The following is a 24,358-nucleotide window of genomic DNA, read 5'->3' as shown; positions in this document are numbered from 1 at the left end:
AAAGGTAGTATTTTTATAAGTTTAAGAGGTTTTTATGAAAAATAAAGCCTTTTTTATTAAAATAGTTTTGTTTTTAATTGCTTTTGGAGGGGCTCTTTATTTTCCTTTTATAGGAGAAAAGGAGTTTCAGGGAGAAGAAGGTAGGAGGGTTTTAATTGCTTTACAGATGCTTGAAACTAAGGAATTTTTATTTCCTAAGCTTTTCGACACCTTTTATTTCCTAAAACCACCAGGCTATAACTGGTTTCTTGCTCTTTGGTTTTATCTTTTTAAAGACTTCTCAGAATGGACAGCCAGAACCAGTTCTGCTGTGAGTTTAATTTTTACTTCTTTGGTTTTTACCTGGATATGGATAAAAATTTTAAAAAAAGAAGAGATTGTCGAACAAAAAAACATTTCTTGGGTTGTTTTGGGGCTTCCAGGTCTGATTTTTTTAACCACACCAGAGGTCATAGATAAAGCTATAAGGGCCGAGATAGACGGTTTTTACACCTTTTTAGTCTCAACAAGCCTTTTTTCCTGGTTTTATTTTTATGAGATAGAAAAACGAATAATGGTTGGATTTGTTTTATGGGGCATTTTTATGGGACTTGCTGTGCTCACCAAAACTTTCCATGCTCTGCTTTTCTTTTATTTAGCCTGGATACCTTATCTACTTTACTTTAAAAGAGTTAAAGAACTTTTTTCTATTCCCCATTTTTTAGGTATAGGGATTACCTTGGGAATTTTTATAACATGGCTTTTAGTTAGTTTGGGTTTTGATATAACCCTTTTTAAGGCCTGGTTAGGAGAATATCAGGGAGCAGTATCTGGGGCAGAGGTTTCTTTAACTCAACATTTTGAGGCCTTTACCCTTGATTTTCTTATAGGATATGCCCCTTGGCTCTTTTCCTTTCTTGTTTTAAAAGAAAAAGAGTCTTTTAAAAGTTTTCTTGATAAGCATCCTAATTTTTTTAAGTTGGTCCTTTTCTCTCTTTTTCTGTTTGTTTTTTCATATTTGTTTCATCTTTTTTGCTTAGGTGCAAGGCTAAGATATATGCTTCCTGGAGTAGGGGGTTTGGTTTTTGTTTCTTCTACGGTTTTTTTATACTTGATTTTAGAAAAACAAAGGATGATTTCTAAGATAGGTAAGATTTGTATCCGCTTTTTACCTTGGTTCTGCGTTTTTCTTAGCCTTTCTTTTTTAGCGTATCTTATGTTTAAAGGTTTTTATTATTGGGAAGCTTTTTTAACTACCATTTTATTGATGTCTGGAGGCATATTTTTTGGATTTCGATTTCGTAAAGAAGTTACGTATAAAGGCGTTTTTTGGTTTTTAGTTTTTTGTGTGTTTTTTATAAAACAGGCCTATGCTGCCTTTTATTATTCTTACCATAAGGAAAAGTTTGATTATTTTAGAAAAGCAGCCAAAAACCTTATTTTAACCGTAGGAAAAAATGAGGTGATATATCTTTGCGAGGAAACTCCTCATCATTTGATTTACTACGGAAAATATAGATATCAGGCTTTAGATTTTATATATCTTAAAAATTGCAATTCAGATGTGGTCTCAAAACTTAAAGATAGATGGATTCTGATTTCTAAAAAAAGGTTTGACTCTTTAGGTTTTAACGAGAAAGAGTTTAGCGAGTTAAGGGTGTTACCAGTAAGGAAAAAGCTTTATTTTTTGGTTAAAAATTATTAAAGTTTAGGACTATTTGCAAAAAATGCAAAGTTTGAAAAATGTTCCTTCAGGTTTTGAGGTTGAATTTTTAAAATCTTAGGTCTTTTAGGGTTAAGAGGCAAATAACTTTTAGGTATGCTTTTTGATATAATAAAATAAAAAGACAAGTTATAGGAGGTGGGGAGATGAGAAAGCTAATAGCCTTATTGGTAGGAGTTTCTTTGTTAGGGGTTTCTTTAGGATATGCTCAGGGTCCTAAAGGAGGGCCTGCTGGTCCTAAGCCTTATCAGGGGGCTGGGATAGGAAAAGAGGTTAGCAATGCTACCAAACAACTTAAAGGAGAGGAAGCTAAAAAAGGTTTTGGAAAACAGGTTAGGGAAAGAGCTCGTGAAAAATCAAGGATTAGGGAGCATAAAGCTTTAAAACAGCAGCAAAAAGAGACCCTCAAGAAAGGTATGCCTAGAAATTCCACTTCTCAGTAGGTTATTTTCTGGTATATTAAATTGGTAAACGATGTTGTGAGTAACAGGGGGTGTCCCCTCTGTTACATTTTATTTATTCTTAGGAGAAAAAATGGAAGAGTATATATTTCATCCTATAGGCTATGTAAGAACTGAAGCTAAAGAGATACCTCGTCATTGGTCTATTTCAGAAATAGAAGGTTATTTAGAGATAAAACCTGAATACCAAGAGGGATTAAGGGACTTTAAAAAAGGAGATAAGATAGTAGTACTTTTTGTATTTCATAAGTCACCTCCCTTTACCCCTGAAAAACTTTTACAAAAGCCTCCACACAGTCAAGAATTAAAAGGGGTTTTTAGCACCTGTTCTCCTATAAGACCTAATCCTATAGGTCTTTCGGTTTTAGAGGTGTTAGAAGTTTCAGGCAATAAGGTCAAGGTAAAAGGAATCGATATGTTTGATGGAACCCCTGTCCTTGACCTTAAACCGTTTAAAGCCTATCAAAAGAATTCTGTTTAATCTCTTAGAAGGGAGTTCTTATGAAAAAAATGACCAAAAATTTGGATAGGGTTTGTTTTTCAGGTTTTTCTTTTAGGGTAAAACTTGAAATGCCTAACTTGCTAGGAAAGTTTGGAGAAATAGTAGGACGTTTGAATAGATATGGATGCGAGATAGGAAGTTCAAGTTTACTTAGAGTTTCTAAGGATAAGGTAATAAGAGAGATAGAGATAATCTGTTTTGAGGAAAGACAACGTCAGCAAATCATCAAGGCGCTTAAAGAGCTAAAAGATATAAAAGTGCTAAAGGTTATAGATAAAACCTTTGAGTTGCATGAAGGAGGAAAAATAGAGATAGTTAATAGGGTTCAGATAAAAGACCAGAATACCTTGGCTGAAGTTTATACCCCAGGAGTGGCCAAGGTTTGTTTACATCTGAAAGATCATCCAGAAGAGATTTATAGATATACTATCAAAGGTCATACCATTGCGGTTATTACCGACGGATCAGCGGTTTTAGGGTTGGGTAATATAGGGCCTCTTGCTTCTTTACCAGTTATGGAAGGTAAATGTATGCTTTTTAAAGAATTTGCAGGATTAGATGCCTTCCCTTTAGCTGTGTCTACCCAAGATGTAGATGAATTTGTTGAGGTGGTAAAACAGGTTTCTTTGGTGTTTGGTGGAATAAACTTGGAAGATATTTCTGCCCCAAGATGTTTTGAAATAGAAAAGAGATTGTGGCAAGAGCTTGAGGTGCCTGTGGTTCACGACGACCAGCATGGCACAGCTATCGTGGTTTTAGCAGGTCTTATTAATGTAGAAAGGTTGTTAGGAAAAAGTTTAAGGGATATGAAGATAGTAATTTCAGGTGCTGGGGCCTCTGCCATCGGAACGGCAAGGCTACTTTTAAGATATGGGGTCAAAAATCTTATTTTATGCGATTCATATGGGGCTATTTATCAGGGAAGAAAAGAAAGAATGAATCCTTATAAAGAAGAAATTGCTTCCCTTACTAACCCGGAAAGGTTAAAAGGTACACTTTCAGAGGTGTTAGCAGGGGCGGATATTTTTATTGGTCTTTCAGCTCCAAACATTCTTAAACCTGAAGACTTAAAGGCTATGGCTCAGGATAGAGTAGTTTTTGCTTTAGCCAATCCTGACCCTGAGATTTCTCCTGAAATTGCGTTACCTTTGGTCAGGGTGTTGGCTACCGGACGTTCAGACTATCCTAATCAGATCAACAACGCTTTAGCCTTCCCTGGGCTTTTTAAGGGATTACTTGAGGCTAAGGCTAAAAAGGTGGATGAAGAGGTTTTTATAGAGGCAGCAAAAGCTATTGCTTATGTCATAAAGAAAGAGGAATTAAAGGAAGATTATATAATACCCAGCATGTTTGATAAAAGGGTGGTAAAGGCCGTAGCTCAAGCAGTGGTAAAAAAATTGACAAAACCCTCAAAAAGTTTAAACTAAAATCATATTCTCAGAAAAAAGGGGAAGGCTTATGGCGAGGAAAAAAGGTAGTTCTAAAAAAAATTCTGAGTTTTTAGAGGGTTTAGTCTGGAAACCCAAACATGTGTTTGATGTTTTAAAGGAGGAAGAAAAAAAACAGGTTGAGGATCTAAGTAAGGAGTATATAGAGTTTCTTTCTCAGGCTAAGACTGAAAGAGAAACCATAGAAAGGGCTTTAACTCTTTTGGAAAAAAAGGGCTTTTTTGATAAAGAATCCAAAAAGGGATGGGTAGTCTACAAAAATAAGCTTCTTTTTGCCTGGAATTTTGGTAAGAAAAAAATAACTGAGGGTTTAAAGATAGTTGTCAGCCATATAGACACCCCCAGGCTTGACCTTAAGTTACATCCTCTTTTTGAGGACACAGAAATGGCTTTTTTAAAAACTCATTATTATGGAGGTATCAAAAAATACCACTGGGTAGCTCAACCTTTAAGTTTACATGGGGTTGTGGCTAAAAAAGACGGTAGTTTGGTTAAGATAGTGTTAGGAGAGAAGGAAGATGACCCAGTTTTTACCATTTGTGATCTTCTTCCCCATCTTTCAAGAAAAGTTCAGACAGAAAAAAAACTTTCCGAGGCTATCGTAGGGGAAAAGCTCAACGTTCTTTTTGGAGGCATTCCCTTGGAGAAGCTTGAGGAAGAAAAGGAAATCAAAGAAAGGGTTAAACTTAACTGTTTAAAGCTTTTATATCAAACCTATGGCATAAGGGAGGAAGACTTTGTTTCGGCAGAACTTTATATCGTTCCTGCTGGTAGGGCAAGAGAGGTGGGGATAGACAAGGCGTTTATAGGAGGTTATGGCCAAGACGATCGTATCTGTGCATTTACCTCTCTTAAGGCCTTTTTAGAGGTAGAACAGCCTGAATATACGAATGTTTTACTTTTCATGGATAGAGAAGAAATAGGTTCAGAAGGAAATACTTCTGCTAAAAGCAGGGTTTTTGAAAGGTTTGTGTATGAGCTTATCAAGAAACAGGGGTTATCTCCTACTCCTGATGTATTTTTTGAGGTTATGGCTAACACCAAGGCTATTTCTGCAGACGTGACCGCGGGTATAGACCCTAATTATGTCGAGGTACATGATAAACTAAATGATGCTAAGATGGGATTTGGTATAGCGGTAAACAGGTATACAGGACATGGCGGAAAGTATATGGCTAACGAAGCTCATGCCGAGTTTTTGGCAGAACTTTTAAAGAGTTGGGATGAAGATGGAGTGGTTTATCAAGTAGTTTCTATGGGAAAGGTAGATGAAGGAGGAGGAGGTACGGTAGCTAAGTATTTTGCTTCTTATGGGATGGATGTGGTGGATGCAGGACCACCTTTACTTTCTATGCATTCTCCCTTCGAGGTGGCTCATAAAGCAGATCTTTTTATGTGCTATCGGGCTTATAAAAGTTTTTTTAGCCGTTAGCCTGTTATTTTTTTATTAAAAGGGAGTTTTATGAAGATCGCAGAAGGAGACTACGTTCTTATTTTAACCTCAGATGAAAAAAAGTATTTAGTTGAGGTGAAAGATACCTCTTTTCACACACATAAAGATTTTTTAGACCTAAAAGATTTGATCGGAAAAAACTACGGAGAAATAGTTTATGGAAAAAAGGGCGAAAAATTTTATGTGTTAAAACCTTCTCTTTATGACTTTTTGATGAAGGTTGAAAGGGCTACTCAAATAGTTTATCCTAAGGATATAGGGTATATTTTACTTAAACTTAACGTAGGGCCAGGAAGTTTGGTTTTAGAATGTGGTGGAGGTTCTGGGGCTTTAACTACAGCCCTTGCTTTTATGGTTGGTCAAGAGGGAAGGGTTATTTCTTACGAGAAGGAGCCAAAATTTCAGAAGATTGCTATAAAAAACCTTGAAAGGCTTAATCTTTTAGATAGAGTAATTTTTAAGAACGTAGAAATAACTGAGGCTTTTGAAGAAAAAGAAGTAGATGCGGTTTTTTTAGACTTAAAGGAACCCTGGACGTTGATCCCAGCAGCTTGGGAGTCCTTGAAAGGAGGTCATTTTTTAGGAATTCTTGTCCCTACGGCTAATCAAGTTTCTCGATGCCTTTTAGAGTTACAGCGTTTACCTTTCTTAGACATAGAGGTTTCTGAAATCCTACTTAGGCAATACAAACCCAATCCTGAAAGGTTAAGACCAGAAGATAGGATGGTTGCTCATACTGGATATTTAATCTTTGCTAAAAAGGTGGTAGAAAAGTAATGCCTGTTTTTGTTTTTACCTCATGCAAGAACTTTGTCTCAAAAAATTTAGAAAAGAAAATAACTTCAAGGTTAAATCAAGCTTTAAAAGAACTAAAGCTTTATAAAAAAGAAGTTTCTTTAACCCTGGTTGATAATTCTACCATTTGGGAGTTAAACCTTAAATACTTAGGAAGGGACTATCCTACTAATGTGCTTTCTTTTTCTTTTTTTGGTAAACAGGGTTTTCCAAGCAACCTTTTGGGGGAGATTATTATTTCGGTAGAAAAGGCTAAGGAGGAGGCAGAATTTTATGGATTAAACTTTAAAAACTATCTTTTAAGTTTAGCCATTCATGGGTTGGTTCATCTCCTTGACTATGACCACGAAAAGGGAATTTTTTCTCCTTGGCTTATGTTAAAAAAAGAGATACAATTGTTTGAAAAAGTAGGATTTTCTGAAGGTAAAGAAGAGGTTTTAAACTTTTTAAAAAGGAGGGAGTATATGCCAGCCAAACTTGCGGTAAACGTGGATCATGTGGCCACAGTCAGGGAGGCAAGAAAAGCCCCTTATCCTGACCCTGTGCATGCAGCCGTGCTGGCAGAGTTAGGAGGAGCTGACGGAATCGTTGTGCATTTAAGATTAGATAGAAGACATATAAAAGAAAGGGATGTAAGGTTGATAAAAGAGGTGATTAAAACCAAACTGATTTTAGAGATGGCCATAGATGAGAAATTGATTAAGTTTGCTAAAGAGATTAAACCTTACCAGGTAACCTTAGTTCCAGAAAGGACAGAAGAAATCACCACCGAAGGCGGAATGGATTTAACCGGAAATGTAGAAAAGGTAAAAAAGGCAGTAAAGGAGCTAAACAAGGCAGGTATTAAGGTAAGCCTTTTCTTAAACCCAGATGAGGAAGCCATAAAGCTTGCTAAAAAAACCGGGGCTCAGATCATCGAAATACATACAGGGATGTATGCTGAAGCAGAGGATGAGTTAAAAAGAGAAGAAGAGTTTGGTAAAATAGAAACCGCAGCTCGGTTAGCCAAAGAACTTGGTTTTATCGTACATGCAGGACATGGTTTAAGTTATGAAAACATAGGGCCTGTGGCTGCTATTCCTGAGATAGAAGAGTTTAGTATCGGACATAGTATCGTTTCTCGGGCTATCATGGTAGGCATGAAAGAGGCAGTAAGAGAGATGAAAGAACTCATTTGGAAAGCTCGGGGGTAGAACAGAGGGTTTTTATCGGAAACTGCGAGACGAAATTTTTGAGGGCTTCTAAGCTTAGGTCCTTAGAGCTAAATAAAATTAAAAATCCTTGAGAAATTTCCTCTAAAATGGGCACAACTATTACCTTTTTTTCTCCGTTTTCGTAAAATTTAACCTTTATTCCATCGATTTCTCCGTCTTTCAGCTCATTTTTAGAAATTTCTAAAAGATTTAAAATAAAATCTTGCCAGTTAGGAATTAAATTTTCTCCCCAAAATATCCTGACCCTAACCTTGGCGCTTGCGTTTTTGTAGGTTCTTTCTTTATTATGGATCTTTCCAAAAAAATTGAGGTTAGTTTCTTTTATCTGGGTAGTTTGATATCCCGGGAGACTGACAAAAAACTTTTCGTCTGCCTGGTATAAAACCTTAGGGTCGCAAGCTATTTCCCCATAAACGATCACAGGAGAAACTATAAGAATTAATAAGCTTATTCCTATGTTTAAGAGGTTTTTCATCGATCTTTTCTCCTTACTTTTAAGATCAGACCATCTTTTTCTACCACTACTACCTTTTCTCCTTCCGGAATGGTTTCATCTGCATAAGCCTGCCAGATTTCTCCCTCGATGAATATCTTTCCACCTTCAGGTCCTATTTCTTTTAAGACCTTCCCCACTTTTCCTACCATACCTTCTTTTCCTGAAACCGGTTTTTTCCGTATGGTTTTAAGGGCGATATAGGTGATACCTGCTAATAACGAAGAAAAGATAAGCACCAAAGAATATAAAACAGGGGTTGAAACCCTTAAAGCAGGCGGGTTCTTACCAAAAAGCATGATAGAACCTAAGAAAAGACAGATTACTCCGGCTAAGGTTAAAAGCCCATGTGAGGTTACCTGAAGTTCTAAGAAGAAAAGCACACCGGCTAATAAAATAAAGACCAGCCCTGCATAGTTAACAGGAATAACACTTAACCCTACCAGGGCCAATATAAGACATACAGCCCCTAATACACCAGGGAATATGCTTCCAGGGTGAGATAACTCAAAATAGAGGCCAGCTAACCCTAACATAAGTAAGAAATATACTAAATTCGGATTGGTTAAAATTTTTAGCACTTTTGTCTTTAGGTCTTCAGGTATTTTTTCTATCCGGACGTTTTTAAGGTTTAAAACCCGTTTTTCTTCTCCTAAGAAAACCTGCCTTCCGTGGGCCTTATCTAAAAGGTCGTTTAAATCTTTGGCTATGATTTCTATTACTCCAGTTTGTAGTGCCTCGGTCTCAGTAATGCTTTTACTTTTTCTTACGGCTTCTTCTGCAAAGGTCTCGTTGCGGTTACGCATTTGAGCAAGGTTTTTAGCCCAGGCTACCAAGTCGTTTATTATCTTGTTCATTACCTCTTTATCAGCTTTGCCTGTAAGTTCTACTGGATGAGCAGCTCCTACGTGAGTACCAGGAGCCATCGCCGCTAAATGTGAGGAAAGGAGAATAAAGGTACCGGCAGAGGCAGCTCTTGCCCCAGAGGGACTTACATAAACTATAACAGGGACCTTACTTTGTAAGATGTCCTTTACTATTTCCCTAGTAGACTCAACAAGCCCACCAGGGGTATCAAGCTCTATGACAAAAGCTTCAGCCTTTTCTTTATTGGCAAGATCTATCCCATAGCTTATGAAATTAGCTATAACAGGAGTGATAGGAGCATCGATTTTTACATGAAAAACCTTTCTTGGCTCTGCACCCTTTAAATAAGAGACCCAAAAACAAACAAGTACTAAACTAATTAGATAAAAATATCTCTTCATAAAGCTTCCTAAATTTTTGTAAATCTTCCCATACTACCCTTTTTATTCCAGGATTTTTTAAAATATAAGCTGGATGATAGGTAAAAAAGAGAGAGGTTTCCTTAAGGGTAAACACCTTCCCTCTAACCAAGGTTAGGCTCTTTCCTTCTAAAAGCACCTTAGGAGGAGTAAATCCTAACGCTAAAATCAGCTTAGGTCTTAAATATTTGATTTGTTTTAAAAGATATGGTCTACAGGCTTCTATCTCTTCGGGCTCAGGTGGCCTCCCACCCGGAGTTTTACATTTAACTGTATGGGTAATAAAAAACAATTCTCTTTTTAGATTGATAGCATTAAGCATGCGGTCAAGCAGGTTACCTACTTCTTTTACGAAAGGTTTCCCATAAAAATCTTCGTCTCGGTCAGGATATTCTGAAATTATCATCAATCCTTCAGGTTCGGTAGGACCTTCACCCCAAACCACTGCTTTTCTAACCCTATGAAGGGAACATTTTTTACAGTGAATAATTTTGTCTTTTAGAGCTGAGAGGGAATCTTCTTCTAAAGAGATTTCGCGTTGGAGAAGTCTTTTGATAGCCTCAGAAGCTGGAATACTGGTTAAGCCTATTTCTTTAAGGTATAGAAGGTTTTTAATTATTTCAGCTTTAACATCCATTAAGTTTTTCTTAATATCCTTTTGTCCCCTACTCTAAGGGTAACCTTTTTTTTATCTAAATATTCTACCAGAGGAATTAAAAATTTTCTACTCACCTGGGTTGGAGTAAGGTTTTTAAAATCTGCTAGCTCTAATTCCTTTTTCTTTTGAAAGGCAGTCCTTACTAAATTTTCCCATTCTTCTAAAATTTTAGCGTGAAAGACTAGTTTGTCAGTAAGTTTTACCAAAACGCCTTCTTTTAATAAGGCCTGTGCCAGCTCTTTAGCGGCTTTATAGTTTTCTTTAAAATCAAGAAGGATGGTTTCAAAATCCCGTGGGGTATATCCCTCTGAAAGAAACTTTTCTTCGAGCTCTTTTTTTAACTTTTCTTTTTCTTCAGAGTTTAGATGTTTAAACTCGGTTAGAAAGATTATCTCTTTATTTTTTCCTAAGATCCCTTGTTGTATCAAACTTTCAAGGACGTACTGATAAAATCCTTCTGAAACAAAGGAAGAAATTCTTGTTTTTAGTAGTTCCTTAGTAAGTCCAGGGCTAAAGGGATTGTTCATGTGAAAATTTTTTAAACCAGTGATAATCTCTGCTTTTAGGTCTTCTTCTGCTTTTTTACTAAAATAAAAGACCTTTTCTCCGTCTTTGATTTCAATCAAGTTGTTACTTAAGTCTTTTAAGAGTTTTTCAAACCTTTCTCCAAAGAGAGAAACGGTAATCTGTAGGTCTTTTTTAGAGATACCTAAAAATCCTTTTTTTTCTATCCAAAACTGGATAAGCTCTTTTTCCGAAGCCTGAGCTAAGTATTCGACTTCTTTTCTTTCCCAGGGTTTAGTTCTTTTTCTTCTATAAGCTACAGGGTTTAAAACCTCCCCTCCGCCTACTGTCTGGTTAGTAGAGGCTCGTCTTAAGATAAATCTGTCTCCCCTCCAGGCAACTATTGGAACTTGCACAAACAATTGAGCTACGTCTTCTTCCCCTGGGTTTAACTGGTTTTTTCCTAAAAGGAAAACCTTGGCTACGGTTTCTTTGGTTCCGATATAAAAAAGAAGGTTTTCAAAGTTTTTGATCGGAGGTTTTATGCTTTTTAAGGACACAAGTTTTACATCTATCCACTGAGAAGGTTTTAAGACTTCAGGTTCTGCAAGCACGTCTCCTCTTTCTATGTCTTCTTTTTCTATACCTTGCAAGTTAAGTGCAGTTCTCATCCCTGCATAAGCTACTTCCACGTTTTTTCCGTGAACTTGAATGTTTCTTACTTTTGTAGTAAGATTTTTTGGATAAACTACCAAGTTTTGGTTAAGATAAACCTTACCTGAAATGGCTGTCCCACGAGCTACCGTTCCAAACCCTTTTACGGTAAACACCCCGTCTACCGGGAGCCTAAAAGGTTGGTCTTCTACCTTGGCAGAGACCTTTAAAGCCTTTTCATCTAGTGCTTTAATTATTGCTTCTTTACCTTGTCCTGTAACTGCTGAAAATTCTAAGATAGGTGCCTCTTTTAAAAAGGTGTTTTTTAAAAATTCCTTTAAATCCTCTTTTATTAGGTCTAACCAGTCTTTTTCTACCAAATCTACTTTGGTTAAAACCACTATTCCGTCTTTAATCCCTAAAAGTTCGCAAATTTCTATGTGCTCTCTGGTTTGAGGCATAACTCCTTCGTCAGCAGCCACTACAAGGATAACAAGGTCTATACCTGAGGCTCCAGCTACCATGTTTCGAATAAACCTTTCATGACCAGGAACATCTACTATTCCTGCAAGGGTGCCTGAAGGTAAAACTAAATGGGCAAACCCTATGTCTATGGTAATGCCTCGTTCTTTTTCTTCTTTTAGTCTGTCTGTATCAATTCCGGTAAGAACTTTAACTAAGGTGGTTTTTCCGTGATCTATATGACCGGCTGTTCCTATGATCACCCTTTTCATAACCCACCTTTAAATAAAGGCCGTGAAGTCACCAAACCTTTCAAAAAGTTCAGCCACCCTTTGTAAGATTTTTAAACGGTTGTTTCTTAAATCCTCATCTTCTACCATCACAAACACCTTATCAAAAAACCTGTCTATCGGTTCTTTAAGACTTACCAAATGTTCTAAATAAGAAAGATAATCCTTTTTTTCTATCAGGCCAAGTAAAACTGGTCTTAGATTTAAAGCCTGTTGATAAAGCTCTTTTTCTTCTTCTAATACGATAAGGTTTTCTTCAACTTCTTCTAAAAGAGTTTGTTTGTCTACGGTTTTTAACAACTGGGCTACCCGTTTAAATCCAGTAATAAGGTCAACAAAATCTTTCTTTTCCTGAAAATCTGAAAGGGCTTTTAGTCTTAGGTATTGGTCATAAGGATTTAGAGGTAACTGAAGCACAACCCCTATCACGTTTTTGCTAAAACCCAAGTTTAAAAACTCTCCCTCTAAGCGTTTTTTGATAAATTCTGTAACTTCCTCTAAAGCCTCAGGATTTTTCAGAAACCCTTGTTTTTCTAACAAGCTAAGAGAAAACTCTATAGCTTCTCCCAGGTCTAAGAATTTTTCTTTTCCTATAAGCAGTTTTACTATGCCATAACCTGCTCTTCTAAGCCCATAAGGATCTTTTTCTCCAGAGGGTTTTTCGTTAACCCCAAAAAGGGCGCAAAGATGGTCTATTTTATCAGCTAATGAAAGAATTATTCCTTCAAAAGACTGAGGGAGGGTTTCATCTTTGGGGGAGGGGAGATACTGTTCGAAAACTGCCTCTGCAATATCCTTTTCTTCTTTATGCTCAAGCAAAATCTTCCCTATAACTCCTTGTAACGAAGGAAATTCACTTACTACCTCTGAGGCTGTATCTATTTTAGCGTAAAGGCAGGTTTTCTCTATCTTAGAGAGAAGGTATGGATAATCTAATTTTAACGCTAAATATTTACCCAGATCTATTAACCGTTGAGTTTTTTCCCATAGGGTTCCGCATTTGATATGATAAACTATACCTTTAATTTTTTCTAAAAAGTAGGAAAGGGGTTGACTAAGGTCTTTTTCAAAATAAAATTTGGCATCTTCAAGCCTGGCCTTAGTAACCCTTTCATGTCCTTTTTTTACTACCCCCCAATCTTTAGGACGGTTGTTATTCACGGCGATGAAATAGTTAAGAAGTTTTCCCTCAAGGGTTCTAATACAGAAATATCTCTGATGTTCTTTTAAAGCAGTTGTGATTAGAGGTTCTGGGAGGGTTAAAAAACTTTCTGGAAAACTGCCTACTATGGGAAAGGGATATTCTAATAAGTTGGCGTTTTCTTTTAAGAGGTCTTCATCTATTTCAGGCACACCATAGGGTTGAGAAACCTCAAAGATGCTTTTTTTAGTAAAAGTTAATCTTTTTTCAGGAGAAACTATAACAGAGTTATTTTCAAGTTGTTTTTCATATTCTTCCCAATCTGCTTTGTTAAGCACGATGGGAGATGGGCTTAAAAAACGATGACCTAAGGTTTGGTTTGTTGCTTGCACCCCTGCTATTTCAATGGGAATGACTTCTTCCCCAAAAAGACAAACCATCCATCTTATGGGACGACCAAATCTTACGTCATAATCTCCCCATTTCATGGTTTTTGGGAAATAGATTTCTTTAAATAGAGCCAAAAGTAAGGAAGGTAAAAGGTCTTTTGTTTTTTGTCCAGGAATGGTTCTTTTGAAGTAAAAATACTCACCTTTAGGGGTTTTTTTAGTTTTAAGGTGTTCTGGGTTTACTCCGTACTTTTTAGCAAACCCAATTAATGCCTGACTAAAGGTTCCTTCCTTAGTAAGCCCTACATTGATAGAAGGCCCTAAAACTTCTTCTTCTCTGTCTGGTTGTTTTTCTGAAAGATCCTTTACAAAAAGGACCAATCTCCTAAATGTTCCTGCGGTTTTGATTTCTTGATAATCTAAAAAAAGTTCTTTTAATTTTTTTTCTGCGGCCTTTTGTAAGCTTAAAAGGGCAGGTTCGATAAACCTTGCCGGAAGCTCTTCTGTCCCTATTTCCCAAAGAAGATTTTTATTCATCTTCCCTTTCTCCTTTGTTTAGCCAAGTTTCAGCAGCTTTTTTTGCCAAACCTCTCACACGACCTATGTAATTTGCTCTTTCTATAGGGGAAAGAACTCCTCTTGCATCAAGAAGATTAAAGGTATGGGAACATTTGATCACAAAGTCATAACCTGGAAGCGCAAGACCTAAACTTAAAAGTCTGTTGCCTTCGGCTTCGTATTTGTCAAAAAGTTCTTTTAAAAGGTTTACATCTGCTTCGTCGAAGTTATAGATAGAGTATTCTACTTCTCCGCGATGGTGGATGTCTTTATAAGTATATTTTGAATTCCATTTTATGTCAAAAATGTTTTCTACCTCTTGAAGATACATGGTAATACGTTCAAGCCCATAGGTAATTTCTACCGTTACCGGAGAACAGTCAAAACCTCCTATTTGTTGAAAATAGGTAAACTGAGTGATTTCCATCCCGTCAAGCCAAACCTCCCAACCCAATCCCCAGGCTCCTAAGGTGGGAGATTCCCAGTCGTCTTCTACAAATCTTATGTCATGTTCCTTAGGATTAATACCTAAAGCTTGAAGACTTTCCAGGTAAAGGTCCTGGATGTTATCAGGCGAGGGTTTAATGATAACTTGATATTGGTAGTAATGTTGTAATCTGTTAGGGTTTTCTCCATACCTTCCGTCTGTAGGTCTTCTGCAAGGTTGTACATAGGCACAGGCAAAAGGTTCAGGTCCAAGAGCCCTAAGAAAAGTAGCAGGATGAAAGGTGCCTGCCCCTACTTCCATATCATATGGCTGGAGTATTACACACCCTTTTTCTCCCCAAAAACGATTTAAAGTAGCAATCACCTCCTGAAAATACATGTCTCAACCCCTCTAAACCAATATAACTTGTGGTTCATTTTCCTCTTTTTTGTCAACATATCCTATTATGTAGTAGCCTTCCCCTAAAGCAGAAATAAGACTAGTTATTTCCTCTATCTCTTCTTTACTTACTATCAAAACAAATCCTATTCCGCAGTTAAACACGTGATACATCTCTTCTTCAGAGATCTCTCCCCATTTCTGAAGAAGTTGAAAAATCACCGGTTTTTCCCATGTATTTTTTTCTATTATTACCTTACAGTTTTTGGGTAAAATCCTTGGAAGGTTGTCTATAAAACCACCTCCTGTGATGTGAGCACAACCTTTGATGTTATACCCTTTGTTAGTAAGGGTTAACATGATAGGCACATAAATTTTGGTAGGGGTAAGAACCACCTCTCCTATAGGTCTTCCTAACTCTTCGGGAATATAATCTAAACTTATTTGTTTTTCTTCCAAAATTTTTCTTACTAAAGAAAATCCATTGCTATGAAGCCCGCTTGAAGGTATTCCTATTAAGACATCTCCTATAGAGATGGTTGAGCCATCTATAACCTTTTCTTTTTCAACTATTCCCACCGCAAAACCTGCACAATCATAATCTCCAGGGGCATACATTCCTGGCATTTCTGCTGTTTCTCCACCCAAAAGGGCACATTGAGAGATCTTACATCCCTCTACTATCCCTGCGATCAATTCTTCAAAAATTTTTTCTTCAAACTTCCCAAAAGCTAAATAATCCAAAAAGAAAAGTGGTTTAGCTCCGCAGGTAATGATATCGTTTACACACATAGCCACTAAGTCGATCCCAATCCCTTTATGGCTTCCTAACTTGATAGCAAGCTTGATTTTAGTGCCAACCCCATCTGTAGAAGACACTAAAACAGGGTTTTTATAGTTATTTAAGTCTAAAGAAAAGAGTCCAGAATAGCCTCCAATCCCCGAAAGAACCCCTTTTTGAGGAAGACTTGAAGAGTATTTTTTAACGATTTCTACCAAAAGATTGGCTTTTTCCAGGTCAACCCCTGCAGCTCTATACTTTTCTGCAGCGTTCATAGAAATCCCCTTGGTCAATATGTTTGATGATTTCAAAATTTTATATTATATTTTTTTAAAAACAAGATTCTTTAACGATGAGGAAAAAATAATATGCAAAGAAAATTCCCTAAAAAAGTTAATGAAGAAGAGAAAAAAGAAATTTTTGACTATTTAGAAGAGAGGTTCGGTTTTTCTCCTTCTCTCTTTGAAGACTACGAAGTATTAAAAGGAGTTTCAAACTTTTGGCTTTTTCCTAAAACTCCTTATTTAGAAAGCTTAACCTCTCTTGAGGTCCAAACTGTAGGTCTTCTTTTTCTAAGAAAAGTCTCTTCTTATCTTAAGCCTACCTCTGCTTTCTTGCAAAGGTTTGGGAATTTTGCTACCAAAAATATAGTAACCCTTGATTTTCAACTTATAGAAGAGTTAAAAAAACATAAAAAGGTAGAAATAAACCTGGACTTAGAACCGGGTTACGTTGTTCTTAAAGATGAGAAATGGGTTTTAGGTTGTGGCCTTTATCTACCTGGAAAACTTTTTGCTTATCTTGAAGAAAAGGTGCTGAAAAATCTATAGTTGAAAAACTGTTCAGAAGGGGGATATCCCCCTTCTGCTAAAAGATTTTAGTTTTAGTGTATATAGGTTGCTTTTTTCATCCCTTTACCTGGACCTTCAGGCTCTCCAGTTTCTATAGGTTGCTTAGCTTCCTTCCAGGCAGCGATACCACCTTTTAAATTATAAACCTTTTTGTAACCCAATTTTTTAAGGTCACAAGTAGCTACTACCCCTCTTCCTCCAGTTCTACAATAAACTAAATAGGTTTTTTCTTTGTCTGGAAGCCACTCGTAGGCTTTAAAGTCTAAAAGCCCTCTTGGTGCCCAAATAGCCCCAGGAATATGTCCGGCTTTATATTCTGTATATTCCCTTACATCAAGTATAACAGCTCCTTCAGCTATGAGTTTCTTAGCACCTTCTACATCTACCTCTTGTACACCACAAACTGTCTTAGCCTCTTTTACCCTTTCTTTACTTAAAGGAGTAGCAGTAAAACCTGTGTTTACTGCTAAAAAGGTGAATACCAAAAAACTGAAAAACCAACTTAAAAGAAACTTACCTGCTTTCATAGCCACACCTCCTGTTTTTAGGATTTTATTTTAGATAATATTAATCCACTTTCTAAAAAATCAAGAGGTTTTTTGGAGATAGATTGTCCTTATAGGGAAGGGTATTGTTATTCCTTCTTCTTTGTATCTTTGATGTAGTTTTTTTATGAACTCATGAGCCACCAGATATCGATCTACATAAGTCTTTACCCTTAAGATTACGTTAAAGTTGATACTAAAATCCCCAAAGGTATGATAGCGGATAAAAGGTTCAAACTCTGAGACACCCCCATTAACTGTGTTAAGTACTTCTTTAGCAACTTCTATCGTCACCCTTTCTACCTTGTTTAAATCACTATCATAGCTTACCCCTACTCCAACTAAAATGCTTAGTTCGGGTTCAGGAAGACTGTAGTTAACGATCACTGAAGAAGATATCTTAGAGTTAGGAACGATGATAAGGTTGTTTGAGAGTTGACGTATGATGGTGTTTCTCCAGGAAATATCTTCCACAAAGCCTTCTAAATTGTTATCTAACATGATGTAATCTCCAGGTTTGATTTGTTTGGCCATCAAGATATGAAGTCCAGAAAATAGATTTTCAAGGGTGTCTTTTAAAGCCAATCCCACCGCAAGGCCTGCTATACCTAAGGAAGTGATAAAAGGAGTTATGTTTATTTTTAAAATGTCTAAAACCAAAATAAACCCGATAAAAAAGATAATTATTTTTACTAACAATTCGATGATAGAAACACTGGGTATGACCTCAAATCTTTGGGTTAAATATTGAGTAATAAGAGTTATTATAAGTTGAGAAATAAACCAAACTAAGGAAAATACAAAAAAGATGATCAGTAATTTATTGATAAGCGGGTTTAGTGTCGGTAAAGGGTTATGAAGTTCGTTTACCAAATAGAGACCCAAGGTGAAAACCCAGAGAAAAAAGGCCCAAGAAATAAGGTTTACCGTTTTTTCCTTTAGTTTTATTCCAACCAAATTCTCAAGAAAGCTAAACTTTTTTTTAATCCCCCATTTTATGGTAAAAGAAGCAGCTATCACTAAGGCTATAAAAATAAAAGTTTTTAGATAGATAGGAAGAAGGTCCCACATAAGCTATCCTCCAAATTTTATGTTAGGTTTTGTCTATTGTATAAATAGTATAAAATTATACTATAAAAGACAACGTTAAAAAATTCAACGGTTCAATCGATTAAAGTTGAGTACAAATTTATCACACATAACTTAGTGATACCTTTGGCTAAGGAGTTTAACAATTTTTTTAGTTTGGTATAATACAGGTTTAGCTTTAAGGATTTTAAGGGATTAGAAAAAATGCCTAAGGTTAAGTTTCTACCGTTTAACGAAGAGTATGAGGCTCTTGAAGAGGAGACCCTTTTTGATGTAGCAATAAAAGCAGGTATTCATATCAACGCCTCTTGTGGTGGAACCGGAAGCTGTAATCGGTGTAAAGTAAGGTTGGTTTCAGGAGAACTGAAAGGAGAGATTTTAGAAGGTCAGTATTATAAGGCTTGTGGTAGTTACCCTCTAACAGACGTGGTGGTAGAAGTCCCCTTAACTACTTTCTTAGACCAGAAAACGTTATATCGCCCTGTTAAAAAAAGGGCTAAGTTTCTAGAACTATCTCAAGTTGATTTTGATTCCCCTCCGGTTAAAGAAGTATTTTTGAAACTAACCCCTCCGACCTTGGAGGAAAACACCGCAGATTTTAACAGACTAAAAGAGGGGCTTTATAAACAGGGTATCTCGGAACCAGAGGTTTCCTTAGAAGTTTTAAGAAAAATTCCCCATGTTCTTCGTCAAAAAAATTTCGAAACCATAGCTTATGTTTATCAGGCTTTAGATAATCCTAAAACATTCTTGTTAGACCTTACCGCAGAGCCTTTAGAGCCCTTTTTAGGGGTAGCGATAGACGTTGGAACTACCACCGTACAGGTAGAGGTGGTTGACTTAAAGAAAGGAGAAGTTTTGGGTTTTAGTTCAGATTATAACCCTCAAATCAAGTATGGTGATGATGTTATTAGCAGGATAGAGTTTTGCAGAAGAGATGGAGGATTAAAGATATTATCTGAGGTTTTAAAAGAAAGATTAATCCTTTTGATAAAAGAAGCCTTGGGATCAAAAGGGCGGTTAGAAGAGGTGAAACTTATTTCTTTAGCGGCTAATACAGTGATGACCCATCTTTTTCTTGAACTTGAGCCAAGATATTTAAGAGAATATCCCTATGTTCCAGTAGCTACTGAATTTCCTGTTTTCTGGGCTAAAGATTTAGGTTTTACAGAGTTAAACGCACTTATCCAGATTATTCCTTGTAAAGCAAGTTATGTCGGAGGAGACGTAGTAGGGGGTGTGGTAGCTTCTAAGATGTATGAAGAAAGCCCTTTGACCCTTTTTATAGACCTTGGAACTAACGGAGAAATAGTATTAGGGAATCAGGATTTTTTGGTTTGTGCTGCCTGTTCTGCCGGTCCAGCTTTTGAAGGAGGCGGTATAAAACACGGGATGAGAGCCACCCTTGGTGCTATAGAAATGGTAAACATAGACCCTTATACTTATGAACCCATGGTGGTTACTATCGGTAAAACAAAACCTATAGGTCTCTGTGGCTCGGGAATCCTTTCTTTGTTGGCCTCTCTTTTTAGAGTAGGGATCATAGATAAATCTGGAAAAATTAAAAAAGACCTGATTCATCCCCGTATAAGAAGAGGGGAAGAAGGGTGGGAGTATGTAGTGGTTTTTAAACAAGACACCCAAACAGGAGAAGACATAGTTTTTACTGAAGCAGACATAGATAATGTTATCAGAGCCAAAGCCGCTATTTTTGCGGGATGCCAGGTTTTGGTTGAGTCTGTAGGGTTATCTTTAAAAGACATAGAGAGGGTTTATTTAGCAGGTTCCTTTGGAAACTATCTTGATGTAGAAGACGCTATTTCTATAGGCCTTTTACCGGATTTAGATAGAGACCGGTTTTTCTTTTTAGGTAACACCAGTTTACTCGGAGCTAAAATAGCCCTTCTTTCTCAAGAAAAGTTTGCTAAAATGAGAGACATAGCTAAGTCTATGACCCACTTAGAGCTTTCAAACTACCCAGGTTATATGGAGACCTATGTAGCTGCCCTGTTTTTACCTCATACAGACGAAACTTTATTCCCTACCATAAAAAATAAAAAGGAGTAATTTTATGGTGCACAAAGAAGGCTTCCCTTGGGTGTTTTATCCCTTGCTGTTTGCAGGGACAAGCCTTTTGTTTAAAAAAAGAAAAGCGGCGCTCTTAGGGTTAGGAATAGGGTTGGCTAATGCCTTTTTTTTCAGAAACCCTAAAAGAGAACCTGTCTTAGACCCAGAACTCATCATCTCTCCTGCGGACGGAAAGGTAGTTACTTGTCGGATAGAAGAAAATCCCTCTTGGTTTTCTGCCCCCCTTTGGAGAATAGGGATTTTTATGAGGCTATGGGATGTTCATATCAACCGCTCTCCTATCACGGGGAAAGTCTTACGTATGCAGTATGTAAGAGGAGAAAAATTTCCTGTTTTTAAAGAAGAAGCTTTTCAGAAAAACGAAAAACAACTTTATCTTATAGAACGAGAAGATGGTACTCCTTTTTGGGTGGTACAGATAGCGGGGATGGTTGCAAGAAGGATAAGGGCTTTTGTTCTTCCTGGAGATGATGTGGTCGCAGGAGACCCTATTGGTATCATAAAGTTTAGCTCAAGGGTAGAGCTTTTTTTCCCGGTTGAAAACTCTGAAATCTATGTAAAAGAAGGACATAAAGTTTTTGCTGGAGAAACTGTTTTGGGTCGGGTGTTATTAAAGAAGGATTAAAACTATGTTAGCCCTAATACCTAACATTTTTACTACCTTTAACCTTTTTTTTGGTTTTTATTCGATCATATGTTCCATACACGGAGATTTTACTAAAGCTGGCTGGGCTATTTTTTTAGCGATGGTTTTTGATATCTTTGATGGGAGGATTGCTCGATATTTAAAGCAGACTTCTAAGTTTGGCCTTGAATATGACTCTTTAAGTGACCTTATTTCTTTTGGAGTAGCTCCTGCTATTCTTATATACCAGTTTTGGCTTATAGAATTTGGTAAACTGGGATGGGTGAGTTGTTTTTTATATACTACCTGTGTAGCTTTAAGGCTTGCAAGATATAACGTAAAAGTCCATTCTGGGCTTGGTTATTTTGAAGGACTCCCTTCACCTGCAGGAGCGGCTATTTTGGCTTCTTCTGTGCTTTTTATACAATCCTATCGTCCTGATTTTGAGCTTCCTAAATGGGCTACTCTAACTGCTGTAAGCCTTGTCTCTTACCTGTTAGTTTCTCCTATCCAATATCCCAGCTTTAAGCACATAAAAATAGAAAAATCTCAAAATTTTTATCTGTTACTGCTTTTTGTAGGTGGTCTTACCATCTCCGCTGCCTATCCTTCTTACTCTATCTTTGTTCTAATCGTAGTATATACCTTATTAGGACCGGCTTTATTTTTTAAAACCAAGAGTATTAAAGTCATAAAAAAACTTCGTAAAAGAAAGGATTTTAAAGAAAAATTGACAAAATAGAAAAATGTTTTACAATAACTAGAGATAAACTTGATTAATCTCTTTTAAACCAAAATTATCTTTTTACGGAGGTTTTTATGGGATGTAGTTGTAAACTTTTAAACATAGGTTTTGGCAACTATGTGGTTGCAGATAGAATCATTGCTATCGTAAATCCAAACTCTGCTCCTATGAAGAGGTTAAAGGAAGAGGCCAAAGAAACCAGAAGGCTTATCGATGCCACTCAGGGACGTAAGACTCGCTCTATCATCATCACCGATAGCAATCATATCATCCTTTCTGCTATACAAGCAGAAACTGTAGCTCAAAGGCTGATGTCTGATGGGTTAGAAAGGTTGGAGAAAGATGAAGAGGAATAAAAGACTAATCATAGTGGTTACCGGTCCTTCTGGGGCTGGTAAAAGCACGATACTTAAGGATTTGCCTCAGGATGAATTTTATTTTTCTGTTTCTCATACTACTAGAGCTCCACGTCCTGGGGAAGAAGATGGAAAACATTACTATTTTGTAAGTCGTTCTGTTTTTTTAGAGATGATAGAGAGAGATGAATTTTTAGAATGGGTAGAGGTTTTTGGGACCTTTTATGGAACGGCAAAGACAGAGATAGAAAAGGCCTTTACCCAGAACAAACACTTAGTGTTAGACATAGAGGTGGTAGGGGCCACCAGACTTAAGTCATATTTTGGTTCAGATGCCATATTTATTTTTATAGCCCCTCCTGACCTTCAGTCCCTAAAAACCCGTATCATTCAAAGGGGTACAGAAAACGAGGCTGAGGTACAAAATCGTTTAAAAAGGGCTAAAGAAGAACTCAGGTTTGCCTCTTGGTTTGATTATGTGATAGTAAACGAAAACTTAGAAAAAAGTAAAGAGCTTTTCTTTTCGATAGTTAAAGCAGAGTTAAGTAGACCTTATAGAAATCCTCAGTGGAAATATTTTTTATCTAACTTTAACCTTAATCTATGACCTCTTTTATTTATGGAATAAACCCTGTCTTAGAGGCTCTTAAAAACAACCCTCAGTCTATCGAAAAAATATGGTTTGATAAAAACCGTCTCTCAGGAAAAAAATATCAAATTTTAGAAAAAGCGAAAAAACTTGGGATTCCCGTTAAAATCTCAGAAAAATTACCTCCCAAAATACCAGCACATCTAAACACCCAAGGGGTGGTGGCCTATCTTTTAACTTTTAATTATGCTGATTTAGAGGATATAGTAGCCAACTGGGAAAAGAGAAGTGAAGTGCCTTTGGTGGTCATGTTGGACGAGGTAGAAGATCCTCATAACGTAGGGGCTATCATCCGTAGTGCTGATGCCTCAGGGGTTCATGGAGTGGTAATCCCTAAGGTTAGAGCCTGTGAAGTGACAGAAACAGTAGCTAAAGTTTCTGCAGGAGCTGTGTTTAACCTCCCTATAGCTAAGGTTACCAACCTAAAACATGCTCTTCAATTTTTTAAAGAGAAAGGTTTATGGGTATTAGGACTTACCCATAAAGCCGAAAAGTCCATATATCAGCTGGACCTTAAAATTCCTTTGGTTTTAATCGTAGGAAACGAAGGAAAAGGGATTAGACCTGGAATTTTAACTCAGTGCGACTTTTTAGCCAAAATTCCGATGAAAGGAAAGGTAGAAAGTCTTAATGTTTCGGTAGCTGCTGCTATAGCTCTTTTTGAGACCCAAAGACAACGCTCAATTTTTTAAGCCCGGCTTACAGCCTGTTTGCTAAGTTTTTTCATCCCCCTTTTAGGAAAAGCCTCAATATTTTGGTTTCAATTTCAGGGTTAAAGGGTTTGGGTGGACCAGGAGGATAGGTTTTTATTTTACCATAAGGTGGAATTATTTCTTTATTTCCTTTAGAGGTTTTTCCTTGATAAAAGTCTATTAATATAAACTCTGTAAGGTTGGTTATAACTCCAAAGAAAGGTAAAGGATTACTAACAAGTCTTGCTAAGCTTATAAAACCTCGTTCAAAACAAGATAAAAAGTTTTGAGGTTTGTAGTCTACCCAAAAATAGGTGTAATCTTTTTCTTGGATGATAAGAGGTAGGGTTAACTCATAGGAAAAGTCTTCGAGAGATATGAAAAGTTTGGTATTAAATTTAAACAAAGTTTCAGGGTACCCTAAGGTGCTAAAGATAAAAGAAAGTTGCTTTTCTATGAAGAAGTTTTTAGAAACCTTTTCTGAGCGATTTCCCATACCTTTTTAACTTCTTCAGCTGAAAGCCCAGCTCCTATCCCTACTTTAAGAGCTAATTCTTTGGACATAAAATCTGAGGGACTATGTCCGTCTGAGTTTATTACCAGATTGGCTCCATAAGTTTTAGCCAAGCTAACTACGTGTCCATTGGCAAGACAGTGTCCCTTTCTCCCAGATATTTCTAAAAAGATTCCCTTTTGAGCTGCAAGTTTTACTTCTTCAGGCTTAATAAGCCCTGGATGAGCAAGGATGTCGGCTTCTCCCATGATAGCGGCAAGATTTGTGCCTTCAGCCACAGGCTCTACGATAGTTTCTCCATGGACTACCACTATCTCTGCCCCAGCTTTTCGACATTCTTTGATAAGAGGAGGAATAAGGTCTGGAGGTACATGGGTTATTTCTACACCTACGATAAATTCTGGGATTAACCCTTGAACAGATTTTTTAAACTTTAAAAGACTTTGAAGGATGTGTTCGAAGTTTGAGTGGTCTACGTGGTCGGTAATGGCTATGGCTTGATAGCCTAAAGCTTGAACCCTTCTCCATAACTCTGCTGGAATAAGTTCTCCATCGCTAAAAACTGAATGGCAATGCAAATCAAACAA

25 protein-coding genes are annotated in these 24,358 nt (G+C 37.0%); 14 read left to right on the top strand and 11 right to left on the bottom strand.

Going from position 1 to position 24,358, the window contains the following annotated elements; translation table 11 throughout:
- Window positions 1-34 precede the first annotated feature (34 nt).
- From PWP26_RS00670 to PWP26_RS00640, 7 genes are all read left to right on the top strand, one after another.
- Window positions 35-1,684: a glycosyltransferase family 39 protein gene (locus tag PWP26_RS00670; RefSeq protein ID WP_287567630.1), complete on the top strand. Its 1,650-nt coding sequence runs from the start codon at window positions 35-37 to the stop codon at window positions 1,682-1,684.
- A gap of 164 nt (window positions 1,685-1,848) precedes the next feature.
- The gene (locus PWP26_RS00665; protein ID WP_287567629.1) at window positions 1,849-2,145 is read left to right on the top strand and encodes a hypothetical protein; all 297 of its coding nucleotides are present in this window, start codon (window positions 1,849-1,851) and stop codon (window positions 2,143-2,145) included.
- 91 nt (window positions 2,146-2,236) lie between these two features.
- Window positions 2,237-2,644 (top strand): tRNA (N6-threonylcarbamoyladenosine(37)-N6)-methyltransferase TrmO, encoded by a 408-nt coding sequence (tsaA, locus tag PWP26_RS00660; RefSeq protein ID WP_287567628.1) that lies wholly within the window; start codon window positions 2,237-2,239, stop codon window positions 2,642-2,644.
- Window positions 2,645-2,664: 20 nt separating this feature from the next.
- The gene (locus PWP26_RS00655) at window positions 2,665-4,092 is read left to right on the top strand and encodes an NAD-dependent malic enzyme (RefSeq protein WP_287567627.1); all 1,428 of its coding nucleotides are present in this window, start codon (window positions 2,665-2,667) and stop codon (window positions 4,090-4,092) included.
- Window positions 4,093-4,123: 31 nt separating this feature from the next.
- The gene (locus PWP26_RS00650; protein ID WP_287567626.1) at window positions 4,124-5,545 is read left to right on the top strand and encodes an aminopeptidase; all 1,422 of its coding nucleotides are present in this window, start codon (window positions 4,124-4,126) and stop codon (window positions 5,543-5,545) included.
- Window positions 5,546-5,575: 30 nt separating this feature from the next.
- Complete coding sequence (locus tag PWP26_RS00645) at window positions 5,576-6,343, top strand: tRNA (adenine-N1)-methyltransferase (protein WP_273011872.1); 768 nt, start codon at window positions 5,576-5,578, stop codon at window positions 6,341-6,343.
- Complete coding sequence (locus tag PWP26_RS00640; protein ID WP_301398760.1) at window positions 6,343-7,554, top strand: pyridoxine 5'-phosphate synthase; 1,212 nt, start codon at window positions 6,343-6,345, stop codon at window positions 7,552-7,554. The genes PWP26_RS00645 and PWP26_RS00640 overlap by 1 nt, the downstream gene beginning before the upstream one ends.
- Here PWP26_RS00640 and PWP26_RS00635 read toward each other — a convergent pair.
- The 7 genes from PWP26_RS00635 to purM are packed head-to-tail and all read right to left on the bottom strand — an operon-like array spanning window position 7,532 to window position 15,892.
- Window positions 7,532-8,050 carry a hypothetical protein gene (locus PWP26_RS00635; protein ID WP_287567625.1) on the bottom strand — a complete coding sequence of 173 codons (519 nt, stop codon included), beginning with the start codon at window positions 8,048-8,050 and terminating at the stop codon, window positions 7,532-7,534. The genes PWP26_RS00640 and PWP26_RS00635 overlap by 23 nt on opposite strands.
- Entirely contained in the window at window positions 8,047-9,336 is a 1,290-nt protein-coding gene (locus PWP26_RS00630; RefSeq protein WP_287567624.1) for a nodulation protein NfeD, read from the bottom strand. The genes PWP26_RS00635 and PWP26_RS00630 overlap by 4 nt, the downstream gene beginning before the upstream one ends.
- Window positions 9,311-9,991 (bottom strand): uracil-DNA glycosylase, encoded by a 681-nt coding sequence (locus tag PWP26_RS00625; protein WP_287567623.1) that lies wholly within the window; start codon window positions 9,989-9,991, stop codon window positions 9,311-9,313. The genes PWP26_RS00630 and PWP26_RS00625 overlap by 26 nt, the downstream gene beginning before the upstream one ends.
- Window positions 9,991-11,904 carry a selenocysteine-specific translation elongation factor gene (gene selB, locus PWP26_RS00620; protein WP_273011855.1) on the bottom strand — a complete coding sequence of 638 codons (1,914 nt, stop codon included), beginning with the start codon at window positions 11,902-11,904 and terminating at the stop codon, window positions 9,991-9,993. Before selB ends, PWP26_RS00625 begins: the two co-directional genes overlap by 1 nt.
- A 9-nt stretch (window positions 11,905-11,913) precedes the next feature.
- On the bottom strand, window positions 11,914-13,989 hold the full coding sequence (glyS, locus tag PWP26_RS00615) for a glycine--tRNA ligase subunit beta (RefSeq protein WP_287567621.1): 2,076 nt from the start codon (window positions 13,987-13,989) through the stop codon (window positions 11,914-11,916).
- The gene (gene glyQ, locus PWP26_RS00610) at window positions 13,982-14,836 is read right to left on the bottom strand and encodes a glycine--tRNA ligase subunit alpha (protein ID WP_287567619.1); all 855 of its coding nucleotides are present in this window, start codon (window positions 14,834-14,836) and stop codon (window positions 13,982-13,984) included. Before glyQ ends, glyS begins: the two co-directional genes overlap by 8 nt.
- 12 nt (window positions 14,837-14,848) lie before the next feature.
- The gene (purM, locus tag PWP26_RS00605) at window positions 14,849-15,892 is read right to left on the bottom strand and encodes a phosphoribosylformylglycinamidine cyclo-ligase (protein WP_301398759.1); all 1,044 of its coding nucleotides are present in this window, start codon (window positions 15,890-15,892) and stop codon (window positions 14,849-14,851) included.
- Window positions 15,893-15,985: 93 nt separating this feature from the next.
- On the opposite strand from purM, the gene PWP26_RS00600 reads away from it, so the two are divergent.
- Window positions 15,986-16,447, top strand: a complete 462-nt coding sequence (locus PWP26_RS00600) for a hypothetical protein (protein WP_301398758.1) — start codon at window positions 15,986-15,988, stop codon at window positions 16,445-16,447.
- Window positions 16,448-16,500: 53 nt separating this feature from the next.
- Here PWP26_RS00600 and PWP26_RS00595 read toward each other — a convergent pair whose 3' ends face one another.
- The gene (locus tag PWP26_RS00595) at window positions 16,501-16,995 is read right to left on the bottom strand and encodes a rhodanese-like domain-containing protein (RefSeq protein ID WP_287567616.1); all 495 of its coding nucleotides are present in this window, start codon (window positions 16,993-16,995) and stop codon (window positions 16,501-16,503) included.
- A gap of 60 nt (window positions 16,996-17,055) precedes the next feature.
- Complete coding sequence (locus tag PWP26_RS00590; protein ID WP_287567614.1) at window positions 17,056-18,084, bottom strand: mechanosensitive ion channel family protein; 1,029 nt, start codon at window positions 18,082-18,084, stop codon at window positions 17,056-17,058.
- Between the two features lie 222 nt (window positions 18,085-18,306).
- On the opposite strand from PWP26_RS00590, the gene PWP26_RS00585 reads away from it, so the two are divergent.
- From PWP26_RS00585 to rlmB, 6 genes are all read left to right on the top strand, one after another.
- Window positions 18,307-20,169 (top strand): ASKHA domain-containing protein, encoded by a 1,863-nt coding sequence (locus PWP26_RS00585; protein ID WP_287567613.1) that lies wholly within the window; start codon window positions 18,307-18,309, stop codon window positions 20,167-20,169.
- A 4-nt stretch (window positions 20,170-20,173) separates the two neighbouring features.
- The gene (locus PWP26_RS00580; RefSeq protein WP_287567611.1) at window positions 20,174-20,815 is read left to right on the top strand and encodes a phosphatidylserine decarboxylase; all 642 of its coding nucleotides are present in this window, start codon (window positions 20,174-20,176) and stop codon (window positions 20,813-20,815) included.
- A 4-nt stretch (window positions 20,816-20,819) separates the two neighbouring features.
- Window positions 20,820-21,557, top strand: a complete 738-nt coding sequence (gene pssA, locus PWP26_RS00575) for a CDP-diacylglycerol--serine O-phosphatidyltransferase (RefSeq protein WP_287567610.1) — start codon at window positions 20,820-20,822, stop codon at window positions 21,555-21,557.
- 77 nt (window positions 21,558-21,634) lie between these two features.
- On the top strand, window positions 21,635-21,916 hold the full coding sequence (locus PWP26_RS00570) for a DUF370 domain-containing protein (protein ID WP_022854638.1): 282 nt from the start codon (window positions 21,635-21,637) through the stop codon (window positions 21,914-21,916).
- Window positions 21,903-22,523 (top strand): guanylate kinase, encoded by a 621-nt coding sequence (gmk, locus tag PWP26_RS00565; protein WP_022854637.1) that lies wholly within the window; start codon window positions 21,903-21,905, stop codon window positions 22,521-22,523. The genes PWP26_RS00570 and gmk overlap by 14 nt, the downstream gene beginning before the upstream one ends.
- Entirely contained in the window at window positions 22,520-23,257 is a 738-nt protein-coding gene (gene rlmB, locus PWP26_RS00560; protein WP_301398757.1) for a 23S rRNA (guanosine(2251)-2'-O)-methyltransferase RlmB, read from the top strand. The genes gmk and rlmB overlap by 4 nt, the downstream gene beginning before the upstream one ends.
- Window positions 23,258-23,288: 31 nt before the next feature.
- On the opposite strand, the gene PWP26_RS00555 is transcribed toward rlmB, so the two are convergent.
- On the bottom strand, window positions 23,289-23,753 hold the full coding sequence (locus PWP26_RS00555; RefSeq protein WP_301398756.1) for a hypothetical protein: 465 nt from the start codon (window positions 23,751-23,753) through the stop codon (window positions 23,289-23,291).
- Window positions 23,711-24,358 carry a histidinol phosphate phosphatase domain-containing protein gene (locus PWP26_RS00550; RefSeq protein ID WP_287567605.1) on the bottom strand — a complete coding sequence of 216 codons (648 nt, stop codon included), beginning with the start codon at window positions 24,356-24,358 and terminating at the stop codon, window positions 23,711-23,713. The genes PWP26_RS00555 and PWP26_RS00550 overlap by 43 nt, the downstream gene beginning before the upstream one ends.

Source organism: Thermodesulfobacterium sp., assembly GCF_030445475.1.
Taxonomy (GTDB): domain Bacteria; phylum Desulfobacterota; class Thermodesulfobacteria; order Thermodesulfobacteriales; family Thermodesulfobacteriaceae; genus Thermodesulfobacterium; species Thermodesulfobacterium commune.
This window is presented reverse-complemented; position numbering and strand designations above follow the sequence as displayed.

Excerpts from the sequence above, each read along its gene's own strand:
- PWP26_RS00670 (WP_287567630.1), top strand. The coding sequence starts at position 35 with ATGAAAAATAAAGCCTTTTTTATTAAAATAGTTTTGTTTTTAATTGCT.
- PWP26_RS00665 (WP_287567629.1), top strand. The coding sequence starts at position 1,849 with ATGAGAAAGCTAATAGCCTTATTGGTAGGAGTTTCTTTGTTAGGGGTT.
- tsaA (WP_287567628.1), top strand. The coding sequence starts at position 2,237 with ATGGAAGAGTATATATTTCATCCTATAGGCTATGTAAGAACTGAAGCT.
- PWP26_RS00655 (WP_287567627.1), top strand. The coding sequence starts at position 2,665 with ATGAAAAAAATGACCAAAAATTTGGATAGGGTTTGTTTTTCAGGTTTT.
- PWP26_RS00650 (WP_287567626.1), top strand. The coding sequence starts at position 4,124 with ATGGCGAGGAAAAAAGGTAGTTCTAAAAAAAATTCTGAGTTTTTAGAG.
- PWP26_RS00645 (WP_273011872.1), top strand. The coding sequence starts at position 5,576 with ATGAAGATCGCAGAAGGAGACTACGTTCTTATTTTAACCTCAGATGAA.
- PWP26_RS00640 (WP_301398760.1), top strand. The coding sequence starts at position 6,343 with ATGCCTGTTTTTGTTTTTACCTCATGCAAGAACTTTGTCTCAAAAAAT.
- PWP26_RS00635 (WP_287567625.1), bottom strand. The coding sequence starts at position 8,050 with ATGAAAAACCTCTTAAACATAGGAATAAGCTTATTAATTCTTATAGTT.
- PWP26_RS00630 (WP_287567624.1), bottom strand. The coding sequence starts at position 9,336 with ATGAAGAGATATTTTTATCTAATTAGTTTAGTACTTGTTTGTTTTTGG.
- PWP26_RS00625 (WP_287567623.1), bottom strand. The coding sequence starts at position 9,991 with ATGGATGTTAAAGCTGAAATAATTAAAAACCTTCTATACCTTAAAGAA.
- selB (WP_273011855.1), bottom strand. The coding sequence starts at position 11,904 with ATGAAAAGGGTGATCATAGGAACAGCCGGTCATATAGATCACGGAAAA.
- glyS (WP_287567621.1), bottom strand. The coding sequence starts at position 13,989 with ATGAATAAAAATCTTCTTTGGGAAATAGGGACAGAAGAGCTTCCGGCA.
- glyQ (WP_287567619.1), bottom strand. The coding sequence starts at position 14,836 with ATGTATTTTCAGGAGGTGATTGCTACTTTAAATCGTTTTTGGGGAGAA.
- purM (WP_301398759.1), bottom strand. The coding sequence starts at position 15,892 with ATGAACGCTGCAGAAAAGTATAGAGCTGCAGGGGTTGACCTGGAAAAA.
- PWP26_RS00600 (WP_301398758.1), top strand. The coding sequence starts at position 15,986 with ATGCAAAGAAAATTCCCTAAAAAAGTTAATGAAGAAGAGAAAAAAGAA.
- PWP26_RS00595 (WP_287567616.1), bottom strand. The coding sequence starts at position 16,995 with ATGAAAGCAGGTAAGTTTCTTTTAAGTTGGTTTTTCAGTTTTTTGGTA.
- PWP26_RS00590 (WP_287567614.1), bottom strand. The coding sequence starts at position 18,084 with ATGTGGGACCTTCTTCCTATCTATCTAAAAACTTTTATTTTTATAGCC.
- PWP26_RS00585 (WP_287567613.1), top strand. The coding sequence starts at position 18,307 with ATGCCTAAGGTTAAGTTTCTACCGTTTAACGAAGAGTATGAGGCTCTT.
- PWP26_RS00580 (WP_287567611.1), top strand. The coding sequence starts at position 20,174 with ATGGTGCACAAAGAAGGCTTCCCTTGGGTGTTTTATCCCTTGCTGTTT.
- pssA (WP_287567610.1), top strand. The coding sequence starts at position 20,820 with ATGTTAGCCCTAATACCTAACATTTTTACTACCTTTAACCTTTTTTTT.
- PWP26_RS00570 (WP_022854638.1), top strand. The coding sequence starts at position 21,635 with ATGGGATGTAGTTGTAAACTTTTAAACATAGGTTTTGGCAACTATGTG.
- gmk (WP_022854637.1), top strand. The coding sequence starts at position 21,903 with ATGAAGAGGAATAAAAGACTAATCATAGTGGTTACCGGTCCTTCTGGG.
- rlmB (WP_301398757.1), top strand. The coding sequence starts at position 22,520 with ATGACCTCTTTTATTTATGGAATAAACCCTGTCTTAGAGGCTCTTAAA.
- PWP26_RS00555 (WP_301398756.1), bottom strand. The coding sequence starts at position 23,753 with ATGGGAAATCGCTCAGAAAAGGTTTCTAAAAACTTCTTCATAGAAAAG.